This window comes from Phycicoccus sp. Soil748, from assembly GCF_001428025.1.
In the GTDB taxonomy this organism is placed as follows: domain Bacteria; phylum Actinomycetota; class Actinomycetes; order Actinomycetales; family Dermatophilaceae; genus Pedococcus.
Window position 1 is genome coordinate 61535 of record NZ_LMSC01000009.1, and the last position, 17387, is coordinate 78921.

General features: G+C 72.9%; 15 protein-coding genes and 1 tRNA gene. 4 read left to right on the forward strand and 12 right to left on the reverse strand.

Annotation, left to right across the window (positions count from 1 at the left end; all coding sequences use genetic code 11):
* Positions 1–14 precede the first annotated feature (14 nt).
* Positions 15–1463: an RNB domain-containing ribonuclease gene (locus ASG70_RS14250; protein WP_056884533.1), complete on the reverse strand. Its 1449-nt coding sequence runs from the start codon at positions 1461–1463 to the stop codon at positions 15–17.
* Between the two features lie 55 nt (positions 1464–1518).
* Between ASG70_RS14250 and ASG70_RS14255 the strand changes: the two genes are divergently transcribed.
* Both ASG70_RS14255 and ASG70_RS14260 read left to right on the forward strand, forming a co-directional pair.
* A complete protein-coding gene (locus tag ASG70_RS14255) occupies positions 1519–2268 on the forward strand; it encodes a YaaA family protein (protein ID WP_056884534.1) in 750 nt (249 codons plus the stop codon).
* Between the two features lie 10 nt (positions 2269–2278).
* Complete coding sequence (locus ASG70_RS14260; protein WP_056884535.1) at positions 2279–3376, forward strand: SLC13 family permease; 1098 nt, start codon at positions 2279–2281, stop codon at positions 3374–3376.
* On the opposite strand, the gene ASG70_RS14265 is transcribed toward ASG70_RS14260, so the two are convergent.
* From ASG70_RS14265 to ASG70_RS14290, 6 genes are all read right to left on the reverse strand, one after another.
* Positions 3373–4554, reverse strand: a complete 1182-nt coding sequence (locus ASG70_RS14265; protein ID WP_056884536.1) for an O-succinylhomoserine sulfhydrylase — start codon at positions 4552–4554, stop codon at positions 3373–3375. The two genes, ASG70_RS14260 and ASG70_RS14265, sit on opposite strands and share 4 nt — an antisense overlap.
* Positions 4551–4964 (reverse strand): rhodanese-like domain-containing protein, encoded by a 414-nt coding sequence (locus ASG70_RS14270; protein WP_056884537.1) that lies wholly within the window; start codon positions 4962–4964, stop codon positions 4551–4553. Before ASG70_RS14270 ends, ASG70_RS14265 begins: the two co-directional genes overlap by 4 nt.
* Positions 4965–5058: 94 nt before the next feature.
* A complete protein-coding gene (locus ASG70_RS14275; RefSeq protein ID WP_056884538.1) occupies positions 5059–6249 on the reverse strand; it encodes a bifunctional RNase H/acid phosphatase in 1191 nt (396 codons plus the stop codon).
* A 3-nt stretch (positions 6250–6252) separates the two neighbouring features.
* The gene (locus ASG70_RS14280; RefSeq protein ID WP_369818933.1) at positions 6253–7035 is read right to left on the reverse strand and encodes a zinc ribbon domain-containing protein; all 783 of its coding nucleotides are present in this window, start codon (positions 7033–7035) and stop codon (positions 6253–6255) included.
* Complete coding sequence (locus tag ASG70_RS14285; RefSeq protein ID WP_056884814.1) at positions 6990–7841, reverse strand: Nif3-like dinuclear metal center hexameric protein; 852 nt, start codon at positions 7839–7841, stop codon at positions 6990–6992. The genes ASG70_RS14280 and ASG70_RS14285 overlap by 46 nt, the downstream gene beginning before the upstream one ends.
* Position 7842: 1 nt before the next feature.
* Positions 7843–7915: transfer RNA gene (locus tag ASG70_RS14290), tRNA-Val, on the reverse strand.
* A gap of 203 nt (positions 7916–8118) precedes the next feature.
* Between ASG70_RS14290 and ASG70_RS14295 the strand changes: the two genes are divergently transcribed.
* A complete protein-coding gene (locus ASG70_RS14295) occupies positions 8119–10968 on the forward strand; it encodes an immune inhibitor A domain-containing protein (protein WP_056884539.1) in 2850 nt (949 codons plus the stop codon).
* 75 nt (positions 10969–11043) lie between these two features.
* Here the strand turns inward: ASG70_RS14295 and ASG70_RS14300 are convergent, their stop codons facing one another.
* The 4 genes from ASG70_RS14300 to ASG70_RS14315 all read right to left on the reverse strand — a co-directional run bounded on the left by ASG70_RS14300 (position 11044) and on the right by ASG70_RS14315 (position 14157).
* Positions 11044–11514: a peroxiredoxin gene (locus ASG70_RS14300; protein WP_056884540.1), complete on the reverse strand. Its 471-nt coding sequence runs from the start codon at positions 11512–11514 to the stop codon at positions 11044–11046.
* A gap of 22 nt (positions 11515–11536) precedes the next feature.
* Positions 11537–11962 (reverse strand): DUF3052 domain-containing protein, encoded by a 426-nt coding sequence (locus ASG70_RS14305; RefSeq protein WP_056884541.1) that lies wholly within the window; start codon positions 11960–11962, stop codon positions 11537–11539.
* A 120-nt stretch (positions 11963–12082) separates the two neighbouring features.
* The gene (locus ASG70_RS14310) at positions 12083–13588 is read right to left on the reverse strand and encodes a PH domain-containing protein (RefSeq protein ID WP_156400018.1); all 1506 of its coding nucleotides are present in this window, start codon (positions 13586–13588) and stop codon (positions 12083–12085) included.
* A 32-nt stretch (positions 13589–13620) separates the two neighbouring features.
* Positions 13621–14157 (reverse strand): PH domain-containing protein, encoded by a 537-nt coding sequence (locus ASG70_RS14315; protein WP_235531514.1) that lies wholly within the window; start codon positions 14155–14157, stop codon positions 13621–13623.
* Between the two features lie 92 nt (positions 14158–14249).
* Between ASG70_RS14315 and fdhD the strand changes: the two genes are divergently transcribed.
* The gene (gene fdhD, locus ASG70_RS14320; RefSeq protein WP_056884543.1) at positions 14250–15086 is read left to right on the forward strand and encodes a formate dehydrogenase accessory sulfurtransferase FdhD; all 837 of its coding nucleotides are present in this window, start codon (positions 14250–14252) and stop codon (positions 15084–15086) included.
* A gap of 57 nt (positions 15087–15143) precedes the next feature.
* Here the strand turns inward: fdhD and ASG70_RS14325 are convergent, their stop codons facing one another.
* Complete coding sequence (locus ASG70_RS14325; RefSeq protein ID WP_156400019.1) at positions 15144–17285, reverse strand: acyltransferase family protein; 2142 nt, start codon at positions 17283–17285, stop codon at positions 15144–15146.
* Positions 17286–17387 lie beyond the last annotated feature (102 nt).

Genomic DNA, 17387 nt, shown 5'->3' on the forward strand with positions numbered 1-17387 from the left:
CTACCCTGCGGACCTCAGCCGACGATCGCGAACCGCACCGTGCTCGTGGCCACCGTGGCCTCCGTGAGACGCACCCGCACCCGCGTACCCAGCTCGTGGGCTCCCGTGGCGTTGGCGAGCACGGCCGGGTCCTGCACCTGCACGACGGCCCGGTCCGCCTCGCGCTGGTCGACCACCATGGCGTCGAACTCCTGCCCCACCTGGTCCTCCAGCGCGGCGGCCTCGACCGCGTCGGCGCAGCCCCGCTCGACCGCCGAGGCCACCTTGTCGGAAGCGGCCATGACCTCGGGCAGGGACGGGAGTGCCTCCCTGGCCCAGCCCGGCACGTCCCGTCCACTGGCGACGGCCTCGCAGACGGCCAGCCCGAACCGGTCGACGAGGCGACGCAGCGGTGCGGTGACGTGGGCGTACGGCGCGGCGACGGCAGCGTGCTCGGGCTCGGCCGGCACCTCGCCGTCGAAGGGGGTGTAGCCGGCCCCGCGGAACAGCGCCGTCGCCTCGTGGATGAGGGCGAGGTGCTTCGGGTTGGTGCGGTCGAGCGTGCGGAGGAACTCGCCGTACGGCGTGCCCTTGGCCCACTCGACGCCCAGGGCGCGGCTCGCGTGCCGGAACCGCCCCACGGCGTCGGCGTCCGGGGCCGGCATCGTGCGCAGGATGCCCACGCCGGCCTTGATCATGAGCTGGGCGGCGGCCATACCGGTCATGAGGGAGACCTGGGCGTTCCAGTCCTCGACGTCCAGCGGGGGGCGGAAGTGCAGGCGGTAGTGGCCGCTCTCGTCCTCGGTCACCTCCTGCTCCGGCATGGGCAGACTGGCGCCGCCGCGACGACGCTCCAGCTCCAGCCGTCGCAGTCCCACCTCCTTGAGCAGCTCCAGCCGCTCGTCGGCCCCGCCTGCGTCGAGCGCCTTCTGGACCCCGACGTAGTCCAGCCGGTCGGTGCTGCGGACGCGGGCGCGGTACAGGGCGGTCTCGACGACTTCGCCCTCGCCGTCGAGCTGCAGGTCCCAGACGAACGCCGACCGCACCTGCCCGGGCAGCAGGCTCGCGGCACCCTCGCTCATCACCGGCGGGTGCAGGGGGGTGCGCTGGTCGGGGGCGTAGATCGTCTGGCCGCGCCGACGGGTCTCGGCGTCGAGGACCCCGCCGGGGCGCACGAAGGCGGGTACGTCGGCGATGGCGTAGCGGACGCGGTGCCCGTCGCCGAGCCGTTCGATGTGCAGGGCCTGGTCGAGGTCCATCGACCCCGGCGGGTCGATGGTGAGGAACGCGACCGCGGTCTCGTCGCGGTCGGGCAGGTCGGGCGACGACGAGACCCGCTCGGCCTCCGCGTCCACCTCGCGCGGGAACGCCTCCGGCACACCGGCCTCGGCGCGGATCGCGGCGAAGCGCGCCTGCAGCTCGGTGGACTGGGCGACCGCGCGCTCGGCGACGGGCCGCTGGACCTGGATTCGGCGCTGGGGCATGGCGTCAACCTACCCAGCGGGGTGCCGCGCTGCCCGCCGACCTAGTCTTGCCCTCGTGCTCATCCTCCTGCCCCCGTCGGAGTCGAAGACGGGCCGGGCCCGGGGGCGCCGCCTCGACGGCGACCGCCTGAGCTTCCCGGAGCTGGGCGCCACCCGCGCGCAGGTCGCAGGCGCCCTCGCCGAGGTCAGCGCACGGCCCGGTGCGGCGGAGATCCTCGGGGTGAGCCCCAACCTCGCCGACGACATCGCGCGCAACACCAGGCTGGCCACGGCCGCCACGCTGCCGGCGGCGCAGGTCTACACGGGGGTGCTCTATGACGCCCTGGACTACCCTTCCCTCGACGTGGCCGCCCGGCGCCGGGCCAACCGCTGGCTCGTCGTCGTGTCGGCCCTGTACGGCGCCGTGCGCCCCACCGATGCGATCGTCCCCTACCGCCTGTCCATGGCCGTCAACCTCCCGGGCGTCGGCCCGCTCGCCTCCGTGTGGAAGCCCGAGCTCGGCCGGGTGCTGCCGCAGGCCGCCTCGCGCGGCGTCGTCGTCGACTGCCGCTCCAGCACGTACGCCGCGGCCTGGGTCCCCCAGGACGACCTCGCCGACCGCTGGGTGCAGGTTCGCGTGCCGGGGGCGACGCACATGGCCAAGCACACCCGCGGGCTGGTCGCGCGGCACCTCTGCCAGGTGGGCCGGGACGTACGCCGCGTGCCCCAGCTGGTCGAGGTGCTCCAGGACGCGTTCGACGTCACGCTCTCCGCGCCCGGTCGCCCCGGCAAGCCGTGGGTGCTCGACGCGACGGCCCCAGAGTGACCAGCCACGCATGAGCACGGCCGAGCTCGCCGACCTCGCGGCCCGGGTCGTCCCGGTCCTGGTCTTCTTCGTCGCCATCACGGTGGTCGCCGAGATCGCCGAGGCCGCGGGCGTCTTCGACGTCGCCGGGCACTGGGCGTCCCGAGCCGGACGCCATCGCGTGCCTGTGCTGTGGTTGCTGTTCGTCGTGGTCGCAGTCGCCTGCACAGTCTTCCTGAGCCTCGACACCACCGCGGTGCTGCTGACGCCGGTGGGGCTCGCGATCGCCGCCCAGCTGGGCATCTCGCCCCTGCCGTTCGCCATGACGACGCTGTGGCTGGCCAACACCGCCAGCCTGCTCCTGCCCGTCTCCAACCTCAGCAACCTGCTGTCGCTGCACCGCTTCGACGAGATGTCCGTGGGGCACGCCGGGTACGTGCGCCTGGCAGCGGCACCGGCCACCGCCGCCGTCGTGGGCACCCTGCTCGTGCTGTGGGTCTTCCACTGCCGCGACCTGCGCGGTCGCTACGCCCCCGACGCTCCGCCGGAGCCGCACGACGCCGTCATGCTGCGCATCGCCGGGGCGGTGTGCCTCGCGGTGGGCCCGCTCTTCGCGCTGGGGCTCTCCCCCGCCTGGGTGTCCGGCGTCGCCGCGGTGGTCCTGCTCGTCGCGGTCGCCCTGCGCGACCGCAGGAGGCTGCGGTCGGTCTCCGTCCCGTGGCAGATGGCGCTGGGGGTGGCGGCCCTCTTCGTCGTGATCGACGTGGCGCTGCGCCACGGTCTGCAGCCGCTGCTCGCCTCGTTGGCCGGCTCGGGCACGACGCCTGCCGACCTCTTCCGCGTGGCCGGCAGCGGCGCCCTGGCCGCCAACGTCGCGAACAACCTGCCCGCCTACATCGGGCTCGAGTCGGTGACCGCGGACGCCCCGCAGCGGCTCATGGCCCTGCTCATCGGGGTCAACGTCGCACCGCTCGTGACGCCATGGGCCTCGCTGGCCACCCTGCTCTGGGCCCAGCGGTGCCGCGCGCGCGGGCTGACGGTGAGCCCGTGGCGCCTCGCCGGCCAGGGAACGGCGTGCGCGCTGGTCGCCGGCGGGCTCTCCGTCGCTGCCCTCGCCTGGCTGCCCTAGCCGGGCAGGCCTCGCAGGAGGTCCTCGATGACGTCCAGCGGGTCCTCGAGCCCGACGGAGATGCGCACGGTGCCGTCGGTGATGCCGACGGCTGCCCGGGCCTCGGGCGTGAGCCGGCGGTGCGTCGTCGTGGCCGGGTGGGTGACCATCGACTTCGCGTCGCCGAGGTTGTTGCTGATGTCGACGACCTCGAGGGCGTTCATCAGCGTGAACGCCTCGGCCTTGCCGCCGGCGAGCTCGAACGTCACCACGGTGCCACCCCCGAGCATCTGCCGTCGCGCCAGCTCGTGCTGCGGGTGGGAGGGCAGCCACGGGTAGAGCACCGTCGTCACCGACGGGTGCGCCTCGAGCGCCTCGGCCACGGCGAGCGCGTTGGCGGCCTGCTGCCGCACGCGCAGGCCGAGCGTCTCGAGCCCCTTGACGAGGACCCACGCGTTGAACGGTGACATCGCGGGCCCGGTGTGGCGCATGAGGTTCTTGACCGGGCCGTCGACGAACTCGCTCGTGCCGAGCACCGCCCCGCCCAGGGTCCGGCCCTGGCCGTCGATGTGCTTGGTGGCGGAGTAGACGACGACGTCGGCGCCGTGCTCCAAGGGCCGGGAGAAGACCGGCGTGCCGAAGACGTTGTCGACGACGACCTTCGCCCCGGCCGCGTGGGCCAGGTCGGAGACGGCCCGCATGTCGACGAGCTCCTGCATGGGGTTGCTCGGCGTCTCGAAGAACACCGCCTGGGTGGGCACCGACAGCGCCTCGCGCCACTGGTCGAGGTCCGGACCGTCGACGAACACGGTCTCGACCCCCCAGCGCGGCAGAATCTCGTCGAGGATCACGAAGCACGAGCCGAACAGCCCGCGCGAGGAGACGACGCGGTCGCCCTGGCCGAGCAGGGCTGCCAGGGCGACGAACACGGCCGACATCCCCGACGCGGTGGCGAAGCAGGCCTCGGCGCCCTCGAGCTCGCGCAGCCGCTGCTCGAACATGGTCACCGTGGGGTTGCCGTAGCGGGAGTAGATGAAGTGGTCGACCTCGTCCTTGAACGCCGCCTCGGCCTGCTCGGCGCTCTCGTAGACGAAGCCGGAGGTGAGGAACAGCGCCTCGGAGGTCTCGTCGAACCCGCTGCGCGCCAGTCCTGCTCGCACGGCGAGGGTGTCAGGGCGGTAGGTGCGGCCCTCGCTCATCCCTGCCTCCACGGCAGGCCCGCGTTCTTCCACCCGGCGACGCTGCGGTGGCCCCGGTCGTCGTGCGGTCCCTCGAAGCCGTCGAGGACGTTGAACGACGGCTCGAGCCCGGCGCCGGTGGCGGCCTCGGCGGCGGCGACCGACCGCACCCCGGAGCGGCACAGGAAGTACAGCGGGGCGCCGTCCGGCAGCCCGGCGTCGCGCAACTGCTCGACGAAGTCGCCGTTGACGGCGCCGTCGGGGTAGCGCTGCCACTCCACCAGGACGACCTTCTTGCCCAGGGCGGTCAGGTCGGGCAGCCCGACGTAGCTCCACTCCGCGCTCGTGCGCACGTCCACGAGGACGGCGTCCTCGTCCGCGGCCAGGGCTGCATACGCCTCCTCGGGCGCGACGTCTCCCGCATAGCTCATGCCGCCAGCCTAGGACGGCCGCCACATGGCGAGACGAGCGGGCCACATGGTGGTCGAGCGAGGGTGCGGTCGGGCGAGGGTGCGGTTGAGCTGCTCAGGTGCGGTTGGTGAAGACCACGCTCACGGTGCCGTCGGGCCAGACCTCGAGGGCGTTGAGCGAGCCGGGAGCCGCGGCCAGCCGCCACACGCGGTCGTGCGGGATGCCCAGCACGTCGGCGAGGACCACCATGATGGGCTTGCGGTGGCAGACCACGACGGTCGTGCCGCCGGCAGCGACGACGCGCGAGTAGGCCGCGAGGACGCGCTCCGCCAGCTCGGCGTGGGTCTCGCCGCCGGGACGTGCGTATGCCGCGTCGTGGCGCAGGCGGGCGAGCTCGTCGGGCTGCTCGCGCGCCAGGTCGTGCACGCTCGCGCCGTCCCAGTCGCCGAAGTCCTGCTCGTCCCAGGCGGCGTCGACGACCGGGGTGGCGCCGATGGCCTCCCCCACCGCCGCGCCGGTCTCCCGGGCGCGGGCCAGGGACGAGGTGACCAGCCGCGCCTCCGAGCCGCCGAGCAGGTGCGCCAGGGCGCGACCGGCGGACGCCGCCTGGTCGCGACCGGCGTCGTTGAGCGAGGGGTCACTGCCGCCGCGGCCGTCGAGCCGGGCCGCGGTCGTGAAGTCAGTGACGCCGTGACGCACGAGGACGATGCGGGTCGTCGGGCCGTGGCCCGGCCCTGGCAGGACTGCGGCGGGCGTCGGGTCGACGACCTCCTCCACAACCTCCTGCACGATCTCCTGCACGATCTCCTCGGCCACCGCGTCCTCGTCGGCGACGGCTGCGCGCCGGTCCGGCTCCGAAGGCGCCTCGAGCATGCGGTCGATGGTGCGCCCGTCCATGCCCGCGTTGGAGAGGGCGTCGGCGTCCTTGTTCTCGGCGCGGGGCACCCACGCGTAGGCCACCGAGCCCCCGGCTCGCTTCAGCTCGGCCGCGAGCTCCCTGGCCTCGAGGGCCAGGCGGCGCATGTCCTCGTGCTTGATCTTCCAGCGCCCCGCCATCTGCTCGACCACGAGCTTGGAGTCGAGGCGGGCCAGCACCTCGGCTGCCGGGTCGATGCGCTGGGCGGCGCGCAGCCCGGCGATGAGGCCCGAGTACTCGGCGACGTTGTTGGACTCCCTGCCGAGCGGCGCCGCGCCCTCCCAGAGGACGCGCCCCGTGGAGGGGTCACGGACGAGGGCCCCGTAGCCGGCGACCCCGGGGTTGCCCCGGGAGCCGCCGTCGGCCTCGACGACGAGTGCGCGACCCACCGGTCAGAGGCCGGACTCGGAGGTGCGGACCAGGATCCGGCGGCACTCCTCGCAGCGCAGGACCTCGTCTTCCGCAGCTGCCTTGATGCGGTTCATCTCGACGTTGTTGAGCTCGAGCTGGCAACCGCCGCAACGCCGTTGGCGCAGGGCAGCCGCCCCGAGGCCACCGGCCTGGGTGCGGATCTTCTCGTAGAGCGCCACCAGGTCCTCACCCACGCCGGCGACGGTGTCGGCGCGCGGGGCAGCGACCTTCGTGGCCTCGGCCTCGTAGTCGCGCAGGGCCTCGTCGCGGGCGACCTTGGCGGCTTCGAGCTCGGTGGCCAGCGTGGCGTGCTCGGCCTCGAGCCGTGCCACCTCGGCCTCGGCGCCCTCGGCGCGCTCCATGATCTCGATCTCGACGTCCTCGAGCTCGGCCTGCCGCCGGCCCAGGGAGTCGAGCTCGTGCTGGAGGGCCTGCAGGTCCTTGGCCGAGCCGGTGCCGGCGTCGAGGCGAGAGCGGTTGCGGGCGGACCGCTCGCGGACCAGCTGCACGTCGGACTCCGCCTTGGACACCTCGCGCTCGATGTCACCGAGCTCGGTGCGAGCGCGGACCAGCTCCGAGTCGAGGGCCGCGGCCCGCTGCTCGAGCTCGGCGAGGCGGGCGCGCTGCGGCAGGTTCTTCGTCGCGTGGGCGATCTGGTCGAGTCGCGTGTCGATCGCCTGCAGGTCGAGCAGCCTCCACTGGCGTGACGGGTCGGCTTTCAGGACGTACCTCCGGGCGGCTCGGCACCGACGACGAAGTCCCAGGGGTCGGTGCGCAGTGTGGAAATGTGGGTCTCCACTGTAGTTGTCGCCTCGTCCGTCGCTGCAAGCGCGTCCTGCAACCGCTGCGCCGCCACCTGCAGCCACAGCGACTCGGTCGCCCAGTGGCCGGCATCGACGAGGTACGGCGTGCCGCCTCGGGCCTCCTCCCGCGCCTCGAGCGCGGGGTGGTGGCGCAGGTCGGCCGTGACGTAGACATCGGCCCCGGCTGCTCGGACGGCGTCGAACAGGTCGTCGCCCGCGCCGCCCATCACGGCCACGCGTCGTACGGTGCCGTCGGGCGGCCCGGCGACGCGCAGCCCGCCCGGGGAGCGCGGCAGCGCACGCTGGAGGGACGTCGTGAAGTCCTCGAGCGTGGTGGGTTCCGCGAGCTGCCCCACCCGGCCCAGCGGGCGGCCCTCGACCACCGTCAGCGGCTCGCTCTCCCGGAGCCCGCAGGCCTCGGCCAGGGCGTCGTTGACCCCCGGTGAGGCGGAGTCTGCGTTGGTGTGGGCGACGTAGAGCGCGATGTCGTGGACGACCAGGGCCGTGACGCTCGCGCCCTTCGCGGTCGACGTGGCGACGCTGTGGACGCCCCGCAGCAGCAACGGGTGGTGGGTGACCAGGAGGTCGGCCCCCAGGGTCCGGGCCTCCTCGATCACCGCGAGCGTCGGGTCGACGGCGAAGAGCACCCGCTCGACCGGCTGGGCGAGGTCACCCGACACGAGGCCGACCTGGTCCCACGACTGGGCGGTGGAGGGCGGGTAGAGGCCCTCGAGGGCGCGGACGACGTCGGCGAGGGTGGGGTGCACGTGGGCCCGGCCGGGCTCGAACCGACGACACCCGCGGTGTAAACGCGGTGCTCTACCAACTGAGCTACAGGCCCTCGCACGACCGCGGCTGGGTCGTGCGGCGCCATTGTTGCAGGTGGGGCGTGGCAGCGGTGAATCTTCCCGGACTGCGCGGAATACGTCGTCTGTCCCTTCCCAAAACGGCCGGGCGGGAGCAGTATGCCCGGCACTCGGACCCCACCGCAGGGGTCCACTGCGCCCGCGGACCCGCACGGCTCGGGGCAGACATGGAGGAAACATGACGCAACGCAGGATCACGGGGCGTTCGCTCCGGGCCGCTGCGGTCGTACCCACCGTCGCACTCGTCGCCACCGGCCTCGCGGCCGTCGGCGCCTCGGGTTCGACGGCGGCGGCGCCCGCACCCTCGCCGGCCAGCGCACCCGTCGCCCCCGGTGGCGACTACTACCTCAACACGGTCGCCCCCCGTGCGGAGGCGGCCTTCGGCACCGACGTCCGGGCGGGCAGCAGCGTGAAGTCCGGGACTGCGGCGAAGGGCCGCGCGGAGGTGCTGGCCAAGGCCAAGGCCTACGACGCCAAGCACGCCAAGGGCAACCCCGTGGCGGCGCGCCAGCTCGCCAAGGCGGAGGCCGAGTCGATCCGGTCGGGCAGGAGCCCGAAGGCGATCAAGAACAAGTTCAAGCAGGCGAAGACCACCCAGGAGGCCAAGCTCCTCACGATCCTCGTCGAGTTCAACGAGTCGGCGAACGACGACTTCTCGGGTTCGATGGTGCCCGACGGCTTCGGCGCCGAGACCTGCGTCAAGGGCAACGTCCAGAACGGACCGACCCACAACCAGATCCCCAACCCCGCCGACTCCGACCTGCTCGACAACAACTCCATGTGGGTCAAGGACTTCTCGTCCCAGCACTACAACACGATGCTCTACACGAAGCAGGGCATCACCGAGCGCGTCCGCACCGACCTCAAGGGCCCGGACGGCAAGCCCGGCTTCGACATCTCCGGCTACACGATGCGCAACATGTACGAGGAGATGTCCAAGGGCGCCTACACGGTGACCGGCGCCGCCACCCCGTGGGTGACCGTGCCGCACTCCGAGGCCTACTACGGCGCCACCCGCTGCTTCCAGGACCCCACCACCGGTGAGTGGACGTACGGCGCGATCCAGGACATGCAGGGCCACCCGAGCAACCCCCTCGGGCCGGGCCAGCTCCCCATCGACGCGGTCGCCGCGCTCGCCGCCGCCGACCCGAGCTTCCCGTGGGCCGACTACGACGTCGAGGACCAGGGCGACGTCGACGGTGACGGCAACGTCTTCGAGCCTGACGGCGTCATCGACCACGTCGTGCTGGTCCACGCCGGCGAGGACAAGTCCGGTGGTGGCGGCGCCGAGGGCCCGTACGCCATCTGGGCGCACTCCTCGGCGGTCGCCGGTGGTGCCCCGGTCCCCGGGACCAACCTGCGGTTGAGCAACTACATCGTCCAACCTGAGGACTCCGGCGTCGGCGTCTTCGCCCACGAGTACGGCCACGACCTCGGCCTGCCGGACCTCTACGACACCGCCAGCGGCGGCGACTCCGACGTCGACTTCTGGGACCTCATGAGCTCGGGCTCGCACTCCGGCCCGATCTTCCAGTCGATCCCCACGCACATGGGCATCTGGGACAAGTGGGTCCTCGGCTGGGCCGACCCGGTCGTCGTCAACCCCGGCGACAAGTCGCGCACGGTCGTCGTGGGCCAGACGAGCCGCACCCCGAAGGGCACGGCCGACGGCATCAAGGTCAACCTGCCCAACAAGACCCTGACCCTGGCGACACCGCACAGCGGGTCGACCATGTGGTACTCCAGCGCCGACCAGTCGTGGGCGAAGAACACCCTCGCCCGTGACGTCACCGTCCCCGCCGGAGCCGGCGACGCCAGGTTCTGGATGTGGAACGACTACTCCATCGAGGCCGACTGGGACTTCGGGTTCGTCGAGGTGTCCACCGACGGTGGCGCGACCTGGACGGAGCAGAAGGTCTTCGACGAGTCCGGCGCCGAGGTGTCCACCCCCGACGGGTACTCCGACCCCAACGGCCGGATGAAGGACTACGGCGGCAAGAAGTACGGCCTCACCGGTGCGACAGACGGCTGGGAGCACGACTGGATCAGCCTGGCCGCGTACGCCGGGAAGACGGTCAAGGTGCGGATGCTGTATGCCACCGACGCCGGCTTCGAGGACAAGGGCTGGTTCGTCGACGACCTCGCGGTCACCGCGGGTGGCTCGACGCTCTGGAGCGACGACGCCGAGGCCAACAACGGCTGGACCGCGACCGTCGGCACCTGGGTCGACACGAGCGGGGCCGGCTGGGTGCTCGACACCGGCACCTCCAGCCAGGCGCAGTACTACCTGGTCGAGTGGCGCAACACCGACGGCTTCGACAAGGGCCTGAAGTACGCCTACGACACCACGTACCAGAAGCTCGGTGAGGGCGGCGCATGGAAGGTGGAGAAGATCAGGTACAACGCCCCCGGCGCCCTGGTCTGGTACCGCGACACCTCCTACGGCAGCGCCAACCACGTCCTGAACAACCTCACGTCACTGCCGAGCGAGGGCGCCAAGGGCGGCCTGCTCATCGTGGACAGCCACTTCGACCCGCTGCGCCGCACCGGCGCCGCGGCAGCCCTGGACCCGACGACGCTGAAGAACCTGCCGTCGCGCCCGCAGTCGTCCAACGCGGCGTTCAACCTCTTCGGCTCGTACTCCTTCAAGGAGTGCCTGACCGACGACGCGATCACCGTGGAGAAGTGCAACACCCACCCGGCCCAGGGTGCGGTGACGACCTTCACCGACGACCAGGGCTGGTACCCCGGGTTCGAGCTGCGCGACGACGGCCGGCTGTTCTACCGCGACGCCGACGCCTCGACGGTCGTGCCCTCGCAGGACAACGCGCCCTACAGCGTCCGCATCGTCGACCAGCGCGGGAAGCTCATCCCCGAGCTGTTCGGTGAGGACATCGGGGTGGCCACGCCGCTGGGCACCGGCAACCCCGCCGACGACGGTGTCGGCTACGGCACGGTGGTCAAGGTCACCAAGGCCATGCAGGACAACATGGCTGCGCAGATCCGCATCACGCCGCCCACGCCGTAGCGGCGGGGACACACGGCAGGAACACGGCAGGGCCGGTGCACCGAGACGGTGCACCGGCCCTGTCCGGGTCAGGTGTCAGGCAGACAGCTCGCGCAGCGCCTCGTGGTAGCCGGTGAAGTCACGGCCCTGGCCGATCTCGTTGATGAGGGTCCAGCGCACGACCCCCTCGCGGTCGAGCAGGAACGTGCCGCGCAGCGCGGCCCCGGCCTGCTCGTTGAGGACCCCGAAGGACTCTGCCACGGCCCCGTGCGGCCAGAAGTCCGACAGCAGGGGGAAGAAGTAGCCCTCCTTGTCGGCCCAGGCGCGCTGGCTGAACATGTGGTCGGTCGAGATGGCGAGCACCTGGACGTCGTCGGAGACGAAGGCGCCGAGGTTGTCGCGGATCTCGCACAGCTCCCCGGTGCAGATGCCGGAGAAGGCGAAGGGGTAGAACACCACGACGACGTTCTTGGCGCCCTTGAAGGACGACAGGGTGACGTCCTGGCCGTTCTGGTCCTTGAGCGTGAAGTCGGGCGCGACGTCCCCGACGGACAGCGGTGTGGTCATGGCCGGCAGTCTGCCAGCGATCTCAGCGACGCACCGACTTGGGGGCGACGAGGCGGGTACCGGTCCAGTCGTCGCAGGCGTTGACGGTGCCCGAGGTGTGCAGGCCGGCCGTGGTGGCGGCCTCCTCGATGTCGCTGGCCTGGACGTGGCCCGGGCGACCCGCCTTGGGGGCCAGGACCACGATGAAGGCGCCCTCGGCGAGGTTGGTCAGGGCGTCGACGACGGCGTCGACGAGGTCGCCGTCGCCCTCACGCCACCAGATGAGGACCGCGTCGGCGACGTCGGCGTAGTCCTCGTCCTCCAGCTCGGTGCCCGTGAGGTCCTCGATGGCGAACCGGAGGTCGTCGTCGACGTCCGTGTCGTAGCCGAACTCCTGGATCACCTGGCCTGCGGCGAACCCCAGACGGCCGGCCCCACTCTGCGGCGCCGTCTGCGCGGACGTGCTCACGTACCTTCTCCGATTCTCCTCGTGGGCGTCGACCCTGTGTCGACCGTGCTGCCCCACTGTGGCGCACAGTCCACTCTGTCCGGCCCGTTTGCGCAACCAGGTCCACGGAATCGCCGCTGTTCAGCCGCGATGTGGACGCCCCGGCCACTGGCCTGCCGGGCTGTGCACGCGGTTGCGGGCACGGGCGGAGCGCACGACCTGCTCGGTCAGCAGCTGTTCGGCGTCGGCGCTGTCGAGGTGGGCGACCAGCGGCCTCACAGGTCCCGGCGTGGAGACGAGCCGGACGGTGGCGACGCCGGCGGCGCGCTCCACCGGCCCCTGCGTCACCGCGAGCGACTGCACCCGGGCGTGCGGCACGAACTGCGCGCTGCGGTAGAGCAGCCCGCGCCGGGTCACGAGCAGGTCCGGCAGCACGGCATACCCGCGCCGCCGCCAGCTGAGGGGGTCGAGGAAGCGGGCACGTCGGGTGGCCGTCGTGAACCCCTGGGACGTGCCGTGCCCCGTCAGGGCGGCCACCGCGACGGGGGCTACGGCGCCGGGCTGGACCAGCGACAGCACGGCCAGCGCCTCGTCGAGCGTGCCCACCGGCAGCAGCACCGTGTCGGTCTCGTCGTCGCCGCGGCCGGCGCCCGCGACGTTGACCCGCAGCCGCCACCACCCGGTCAACCGCCACGGCAGCGACTGGCTCACCTCGACGGCCTGGATGCGGTGCAGCGGCACCGTCGTCGTGCGCAGGTCGGTCAGCCCGTGGCGCAGCCGCAGCCGGTCGCCCTGGTGGACCACCTCGAAGTTGGTCTCGTGGGTGAGCCGCTTGGCCTGGGCGCCCCCGATGGCCAGCGCGGTCGGGCCGAGCCAGGCCAGCATCCCGGGGATGCCCCCGAGGATCGAGCCGACGAGGGCGGGCACCGCCAGGACCAGCAGCAGGGACTGGCCCGTGAAGAGGATCGACTGCACGACACGGCTGTTGGGCACGGACACGACCCCCTCGGCGACCTGTTCGGCGACGACTCGTCCTGGCCCCTCGGCCGAGGCGGCGTCGGCGAAGGGCTCGTCAGTGAGGCGGCCGGCGGTCTCGTGCGGACGGGACAGCTCGTCCTCGCGGGCGGCGAGCGCGACCAGCTGTTCGCGGACCTCCTGGGCGCGGGCGTCGGAGAGGAACGCCAGGGTGAGGTGCGAGTCGCGCCCCCCGGCCGAGCGCACCACGACCTCGGACAGCCCCGTCAGGCGGGCGAGCAGCGGTCGCCCGACGTCGACGGCCTGGACCCGGTCGAACCGCACCTGCCGGTGCTGGCGGAACACGAAGCCGGTGCGCAGCTCGATGAGGGTGGCCGTGACCCGGTAGCGGGAGAACCGCCACGACAGCCAGGCGCCGCCGACGATGGCCAGCAGGACGACGAGCACCCCGATCGCGGCCCACCCCAGGTGCCCGTCGGTGGGGTCGTCGCCCGCGGCACCCACGAGCCGGTCGGCCTGCTGCGACACGACGTAGGCCATCACCGCGAGGAACGCGAGGCCGCCGCGCAGCAGCGGGGACAGCGGGTGCAGGTGCTGCCAGTCGGCCTCTTCGACCGCCGGGGCAGGCCCGTGGTCGGCCCCGTCCACGGAGTCGTACACCGCGTCGCTCACCCCGTCCCTCACCGGGTCGCTCACCGGGTCGCTCACAGTCCCGCGCGCTGGGACTCGCCGCGGGCGGCGAGCCGTTCGCGCAGGGCCTCCGCCTCGGCCGTGGGCAGACCGGGGATGCGACCGCCGCTCTCCGGTGAGGCGGTGTGCAGCTCGACGGTCGCCATGCCGAGGCGACGGACCAGCGGGCCGGACTGCACGTCGACGTACTGCAGCCGGCCGTAGGGCACCGACACCAGCGAGCGGAACAGCCGGCCGCGCCGGACGACCAGCTCCTCGGCCGTCTCAGCCCACGAGATCGCCGACACCTGGCGCGTGACGACCCACGCGGCGACACCTGCTGCGAGGACGAGTCCCGCGACCACGACCCAGGCCCACGTCCAGGCGAGCACGGCGACCAGCAGCGCCACGACGAGCAGCGGGGTGAGGACGCACGCCGCGACGGTGAGGCGGGCAGTGCGCAGGCGCGGCGACACGGACCGCCACGGCAGGCCGCCGTCACCGTGGAGCCGCACCACCACCCGCGCGTCGACGGTGCCGTCCAGGGGCCCGGGAGAGGTCGAGTCGCTCACGCCACCAACCTAACCGGGCGGCGGCCCGGTGGACCGGCGCTTCGGCAGGACGCCACCGCGCACCCCGTCCGGCGTCGGCATAGTGTGCGGGTGTGGGCAGGGTGACGCAGCGAACTCCGGCGGTCCGGCTCGAGGTGACCCCCGACGGAGTGGTGTCGAGAGCCCGGCCCGACACCGTCGCGGTCGAGGAGCCCCTCGAGATGCGCGTGGGCGGCACGTCGATGTCGGTGACGATGCGCACGCCCGGTGACGACTTCGACCTCACCATCGGGCACCTGCTCACCGAGGGCGCCCTGCGCGACGCCGCCGACGTGGCGACGCTGATGCACTGCCTCGACGAGGACGAGTCCGGCTCCCCCACCTACAACGTCGTGGACGTGACCCTGGCGCCCGGCGCGACGCTGGACCTGTCGCGCAGCGAGCGCCACGAGTACACGTCCAGCGCCTGTGGGGTGTGCGGCAAGACGAGCATCGACGCCATCACCACGCGCCGCCCGTACGCCGTGGACGCCGACCCCGTGCGCCTGTCCCCCGCGACGCTCGTGGCGATGCCCGACGAGCTGCGCACCCACCAGAAGGCGTTCGACCGGACGGGAGGGCTCCATGCCGCAGGCCTGTTCACGGCTGACGGCCAGGCGCTCGTCGTGCGGGAGGACGTCGGCCGCCACAACGCCGTCGACAAGGTCGTCGGCTGGGCCGGTCGAGAGGGGCGGCTGCCGCTGACCGGGCACGTCCTCGTGGTGAGCGGCCGGGCCAGCTTCGAGCTCGTGCAGAAGGCGGTCATGGCCGGCATCCCCGCCCTGGTGGCGGTGTCCGCCCCGTCGTCCCTCGCAGTCGGCCTCGCCCGCGAGGCGGGCCTGACCCTGGTGGGCTTCGCCCGCGCCCCACGCCTCACCGTCTACGCCGGCGAGCACCGCCTCGACACCTGAGGCTGCTGGGGGTGCGGGTCGGGCGGGTTGCCACCCGGTCACTGCCGGGGCTCCCCGTCAGGCCATCGCCCTGGTGAGCTCGGAGGCCATGAGCTTCCAGAGGCTCTCGCTGTAGCCGTCGGTGAGGTGGTTGGAGTCGCGGTACATGATCAACCCTGCCGGCGACACGACCGGGCACGACTGCTGCGGGCAGATCACGGGCGTCAGGTCGATGGTGCGGAACGCCTTCGGCGCCGCCGCCTTCTCGGCCGCCAGGAGCGCACCGTCCTGGTGCGTCGTCGCGGTCCGGTCGAAGGCGCAGTCGGCCGCGTCCTCGGTGCGGGACAGGCACGCGGGCACGTCGTGCGGCGGGCGCGGGGTGTCGGTCATGACCACGATCCTCGGCGCCACCTTCGCCAGCGTCGGGTAGGTCCGTGCGGAGCCCTTGGACCACAGGTCGGCGATGGTGTCCGGCGTCGCCCGTGAGCCGTCGGCCTGCAGGGCGATGTCCTTGTAGTCCTTCCAGCGCCCGATGACGACGGCGTCGAGCCCGTCGATCTTCGAGACCTGGTCCAGGACGTGGCCACGCCACTCCTCGCACGCGGTGTAGCGGCCCTTGGCCTGCACGTGGAAGATCGGGACGTCGGTCATGGTGCACGACGGCTTGGCGTAGTGGTAGACCGTCCAGCCCTTCTCCTCGGCCGCCCGGGCGAGCGCCGGGAGCCACTGCTGCGCGTGTGAGTCACCGAGCAGGGCGATGGTCTTCTTCCCACCGTCGGCAGGCCCGATGCGGCACTCCTCCGGCGGGGGCGCGTCGGTGGTCGCGTACCCCGTGTAGCACGGGGTGCTGTCCTTCGGCCGACTCGCGCGCGCATCGGACGGCGTGCGAGGCCCCGCGACGTCGGTGGCGAGGTGGGCGGTGGCTCCGCGGGTGGCCTTGGCGGAGGCGACCGCGGCCACGGGCTGCTCCCCCGCGAGCTTGGTGCTCACGGCCAGGCCGCACGCAGCGACGAGGGAGGTCGCGACGAAGACGCCACCCCACTGGGCCGACCGGCGGCGCGAGACGGTGAGGAACTGCGCGGCCCGCAGCGGCTGCTCGACGAGGTAGTGGCTGGCCACGGCGAGGAGGAACGACACCACCAGGGCCGCGACCACCACCAGCGGCCGGGCGTGGTTGCCGGGGGACGCCGCCCCGTCGGCACTGACCTCTGGCCACCGCGCCCCGGCGAGGACCAGGCAGGGCCAGTGCCAGAGGTACCACGCGTACGACACGCGCCCGACGAACCGCGGCCCGGCCTGGCTCAGGAGCGCCGAGACCCCCCGGTCGCCGGCCTTGACGCCTCCGACCAACAGCAGCACAGTGCCCAGCACGGGCACTGCCGCAGCGAGACCCGGGAACGGCGTGGCCTCGTCCATCAGGAGCACAGAGCCCACGACGAGGGCTGCGCCCAGCCAGGCGGCACCCGTGGCCGCGCGCCGGGTCAGCTGGCCGAGCACCGGGCGCACGAGGGCGAGCCCGCCACCGGCGGCGAGCTCCCAGGCGCGGGTGTGGAGCCCGTAGTAGGCCCCGGCCGCACCGGAGCTCGTCTGCTGGATCGACAGCAGGAGCGAGACCACGAAGACCCCGCCGAGCGCCCAGGCCATGCGGCGGAACGCCACGGCCCACGACCTGCGCGCCACCCCGGACATGCCGATGAGCACGACGAGGAGCAGCGGCCACACGACGTAGAACTGCTCCTCGACCCCGAGGGACCAGAAGTGCAGGACCGGCGACTTGTCGGTGTCGGCCATGTACTGCGTCGCCTCGAGGGCGAAGCGCCAGTTGGCCACCCCGAGGGCGGCCGCGGCCAGGTCGACCGCGACGCCCGCGCGGTCGATGGCGGGCACGAGGACCTGGGTGGCCGCCGCGGTCGTGGCCAGCACGAGGGCCGCCAGCGGCAGCAGTCGGCGCACGCGCCGGGCGTAGAAGTGGGTCAGGGAGATGCGCCCCGTCCGGGCCAGCTCGTCGACGAGCAGGCCGGTGATGAGGAAGCCCGACAGGACGAAGAAGACGTCGACGCCGACGAAGCCGCCGCTGACGAGACCGAGGCCCGCGTGGAACGCCACGACGGCGGTGACGGCCACGGCGCGCAGGCCCTCGATGTCGCCACGGAACCGGGCACGACGCGCACTGCGGGAGTCCTCACCGGGGGTGGTGGGGTTGACCAGGAGGGAAGACATCGGCACCCAGTCTCCCAACTCGGGAGCCGTGGGTGAAATCGGCGCGCGCCCCGGGCGCACTGCCGCGTGCTCCGCATACTGGCCAGTAGGGCCGACCGGGTT

Coding starts and splice junctions, on each gene's coding strand:
- ASG70_RS14250 (WP_056884533.1), bottom strand. CDS start 1,463: ATGCCCCAGCGCCGAATCCAGGTCCAGCGGCCCGTCGCCGAGCGCGCG.
- ASG70_RS14260 (WP_056884535.1), top strand. CDS start 2,279: ATGAGCACGGCCGAGCTCGCCGACCTCGCGGCCCGGGTCGTCCCGGTC.
- ASG70_RS14265 (WP_056884536.1), bottom strand. CDS start 4,554: ATGAGCGAGGGCCGCACCTACCGCCCTGACACCCTCGCCGTGCGAGCA.
- ASG70_RS14270 (WP_056884537.1), bottom strand. CDS start 4,964: ATGAGCTATGCGGGAGACGTCGCGCCCGAGGAGGCGTATGCAGCCCTG.
- ASG70_RS14295 (WP_056884539.1), top strand. CDS start 8,119: ATGACGCAACGCAGGATCACGGGGCGTTCGCTCCGGGCCGCTGCGGTC.
- ASG70_RS14300 (WP_056884540.1), bottom strand. CDS start 11,514: ATGACCACACCGCTGTCCGTCGGGGACGTCGCGCCCGACTTCACGCTC.
- ASG70_RS14325 (WP_156400019.1), bottom strand. CDS start 17,285: ATGTCTTCCCTCCTGGTCAACCCCACCACCCCCGGTGAGGACTCCCGC.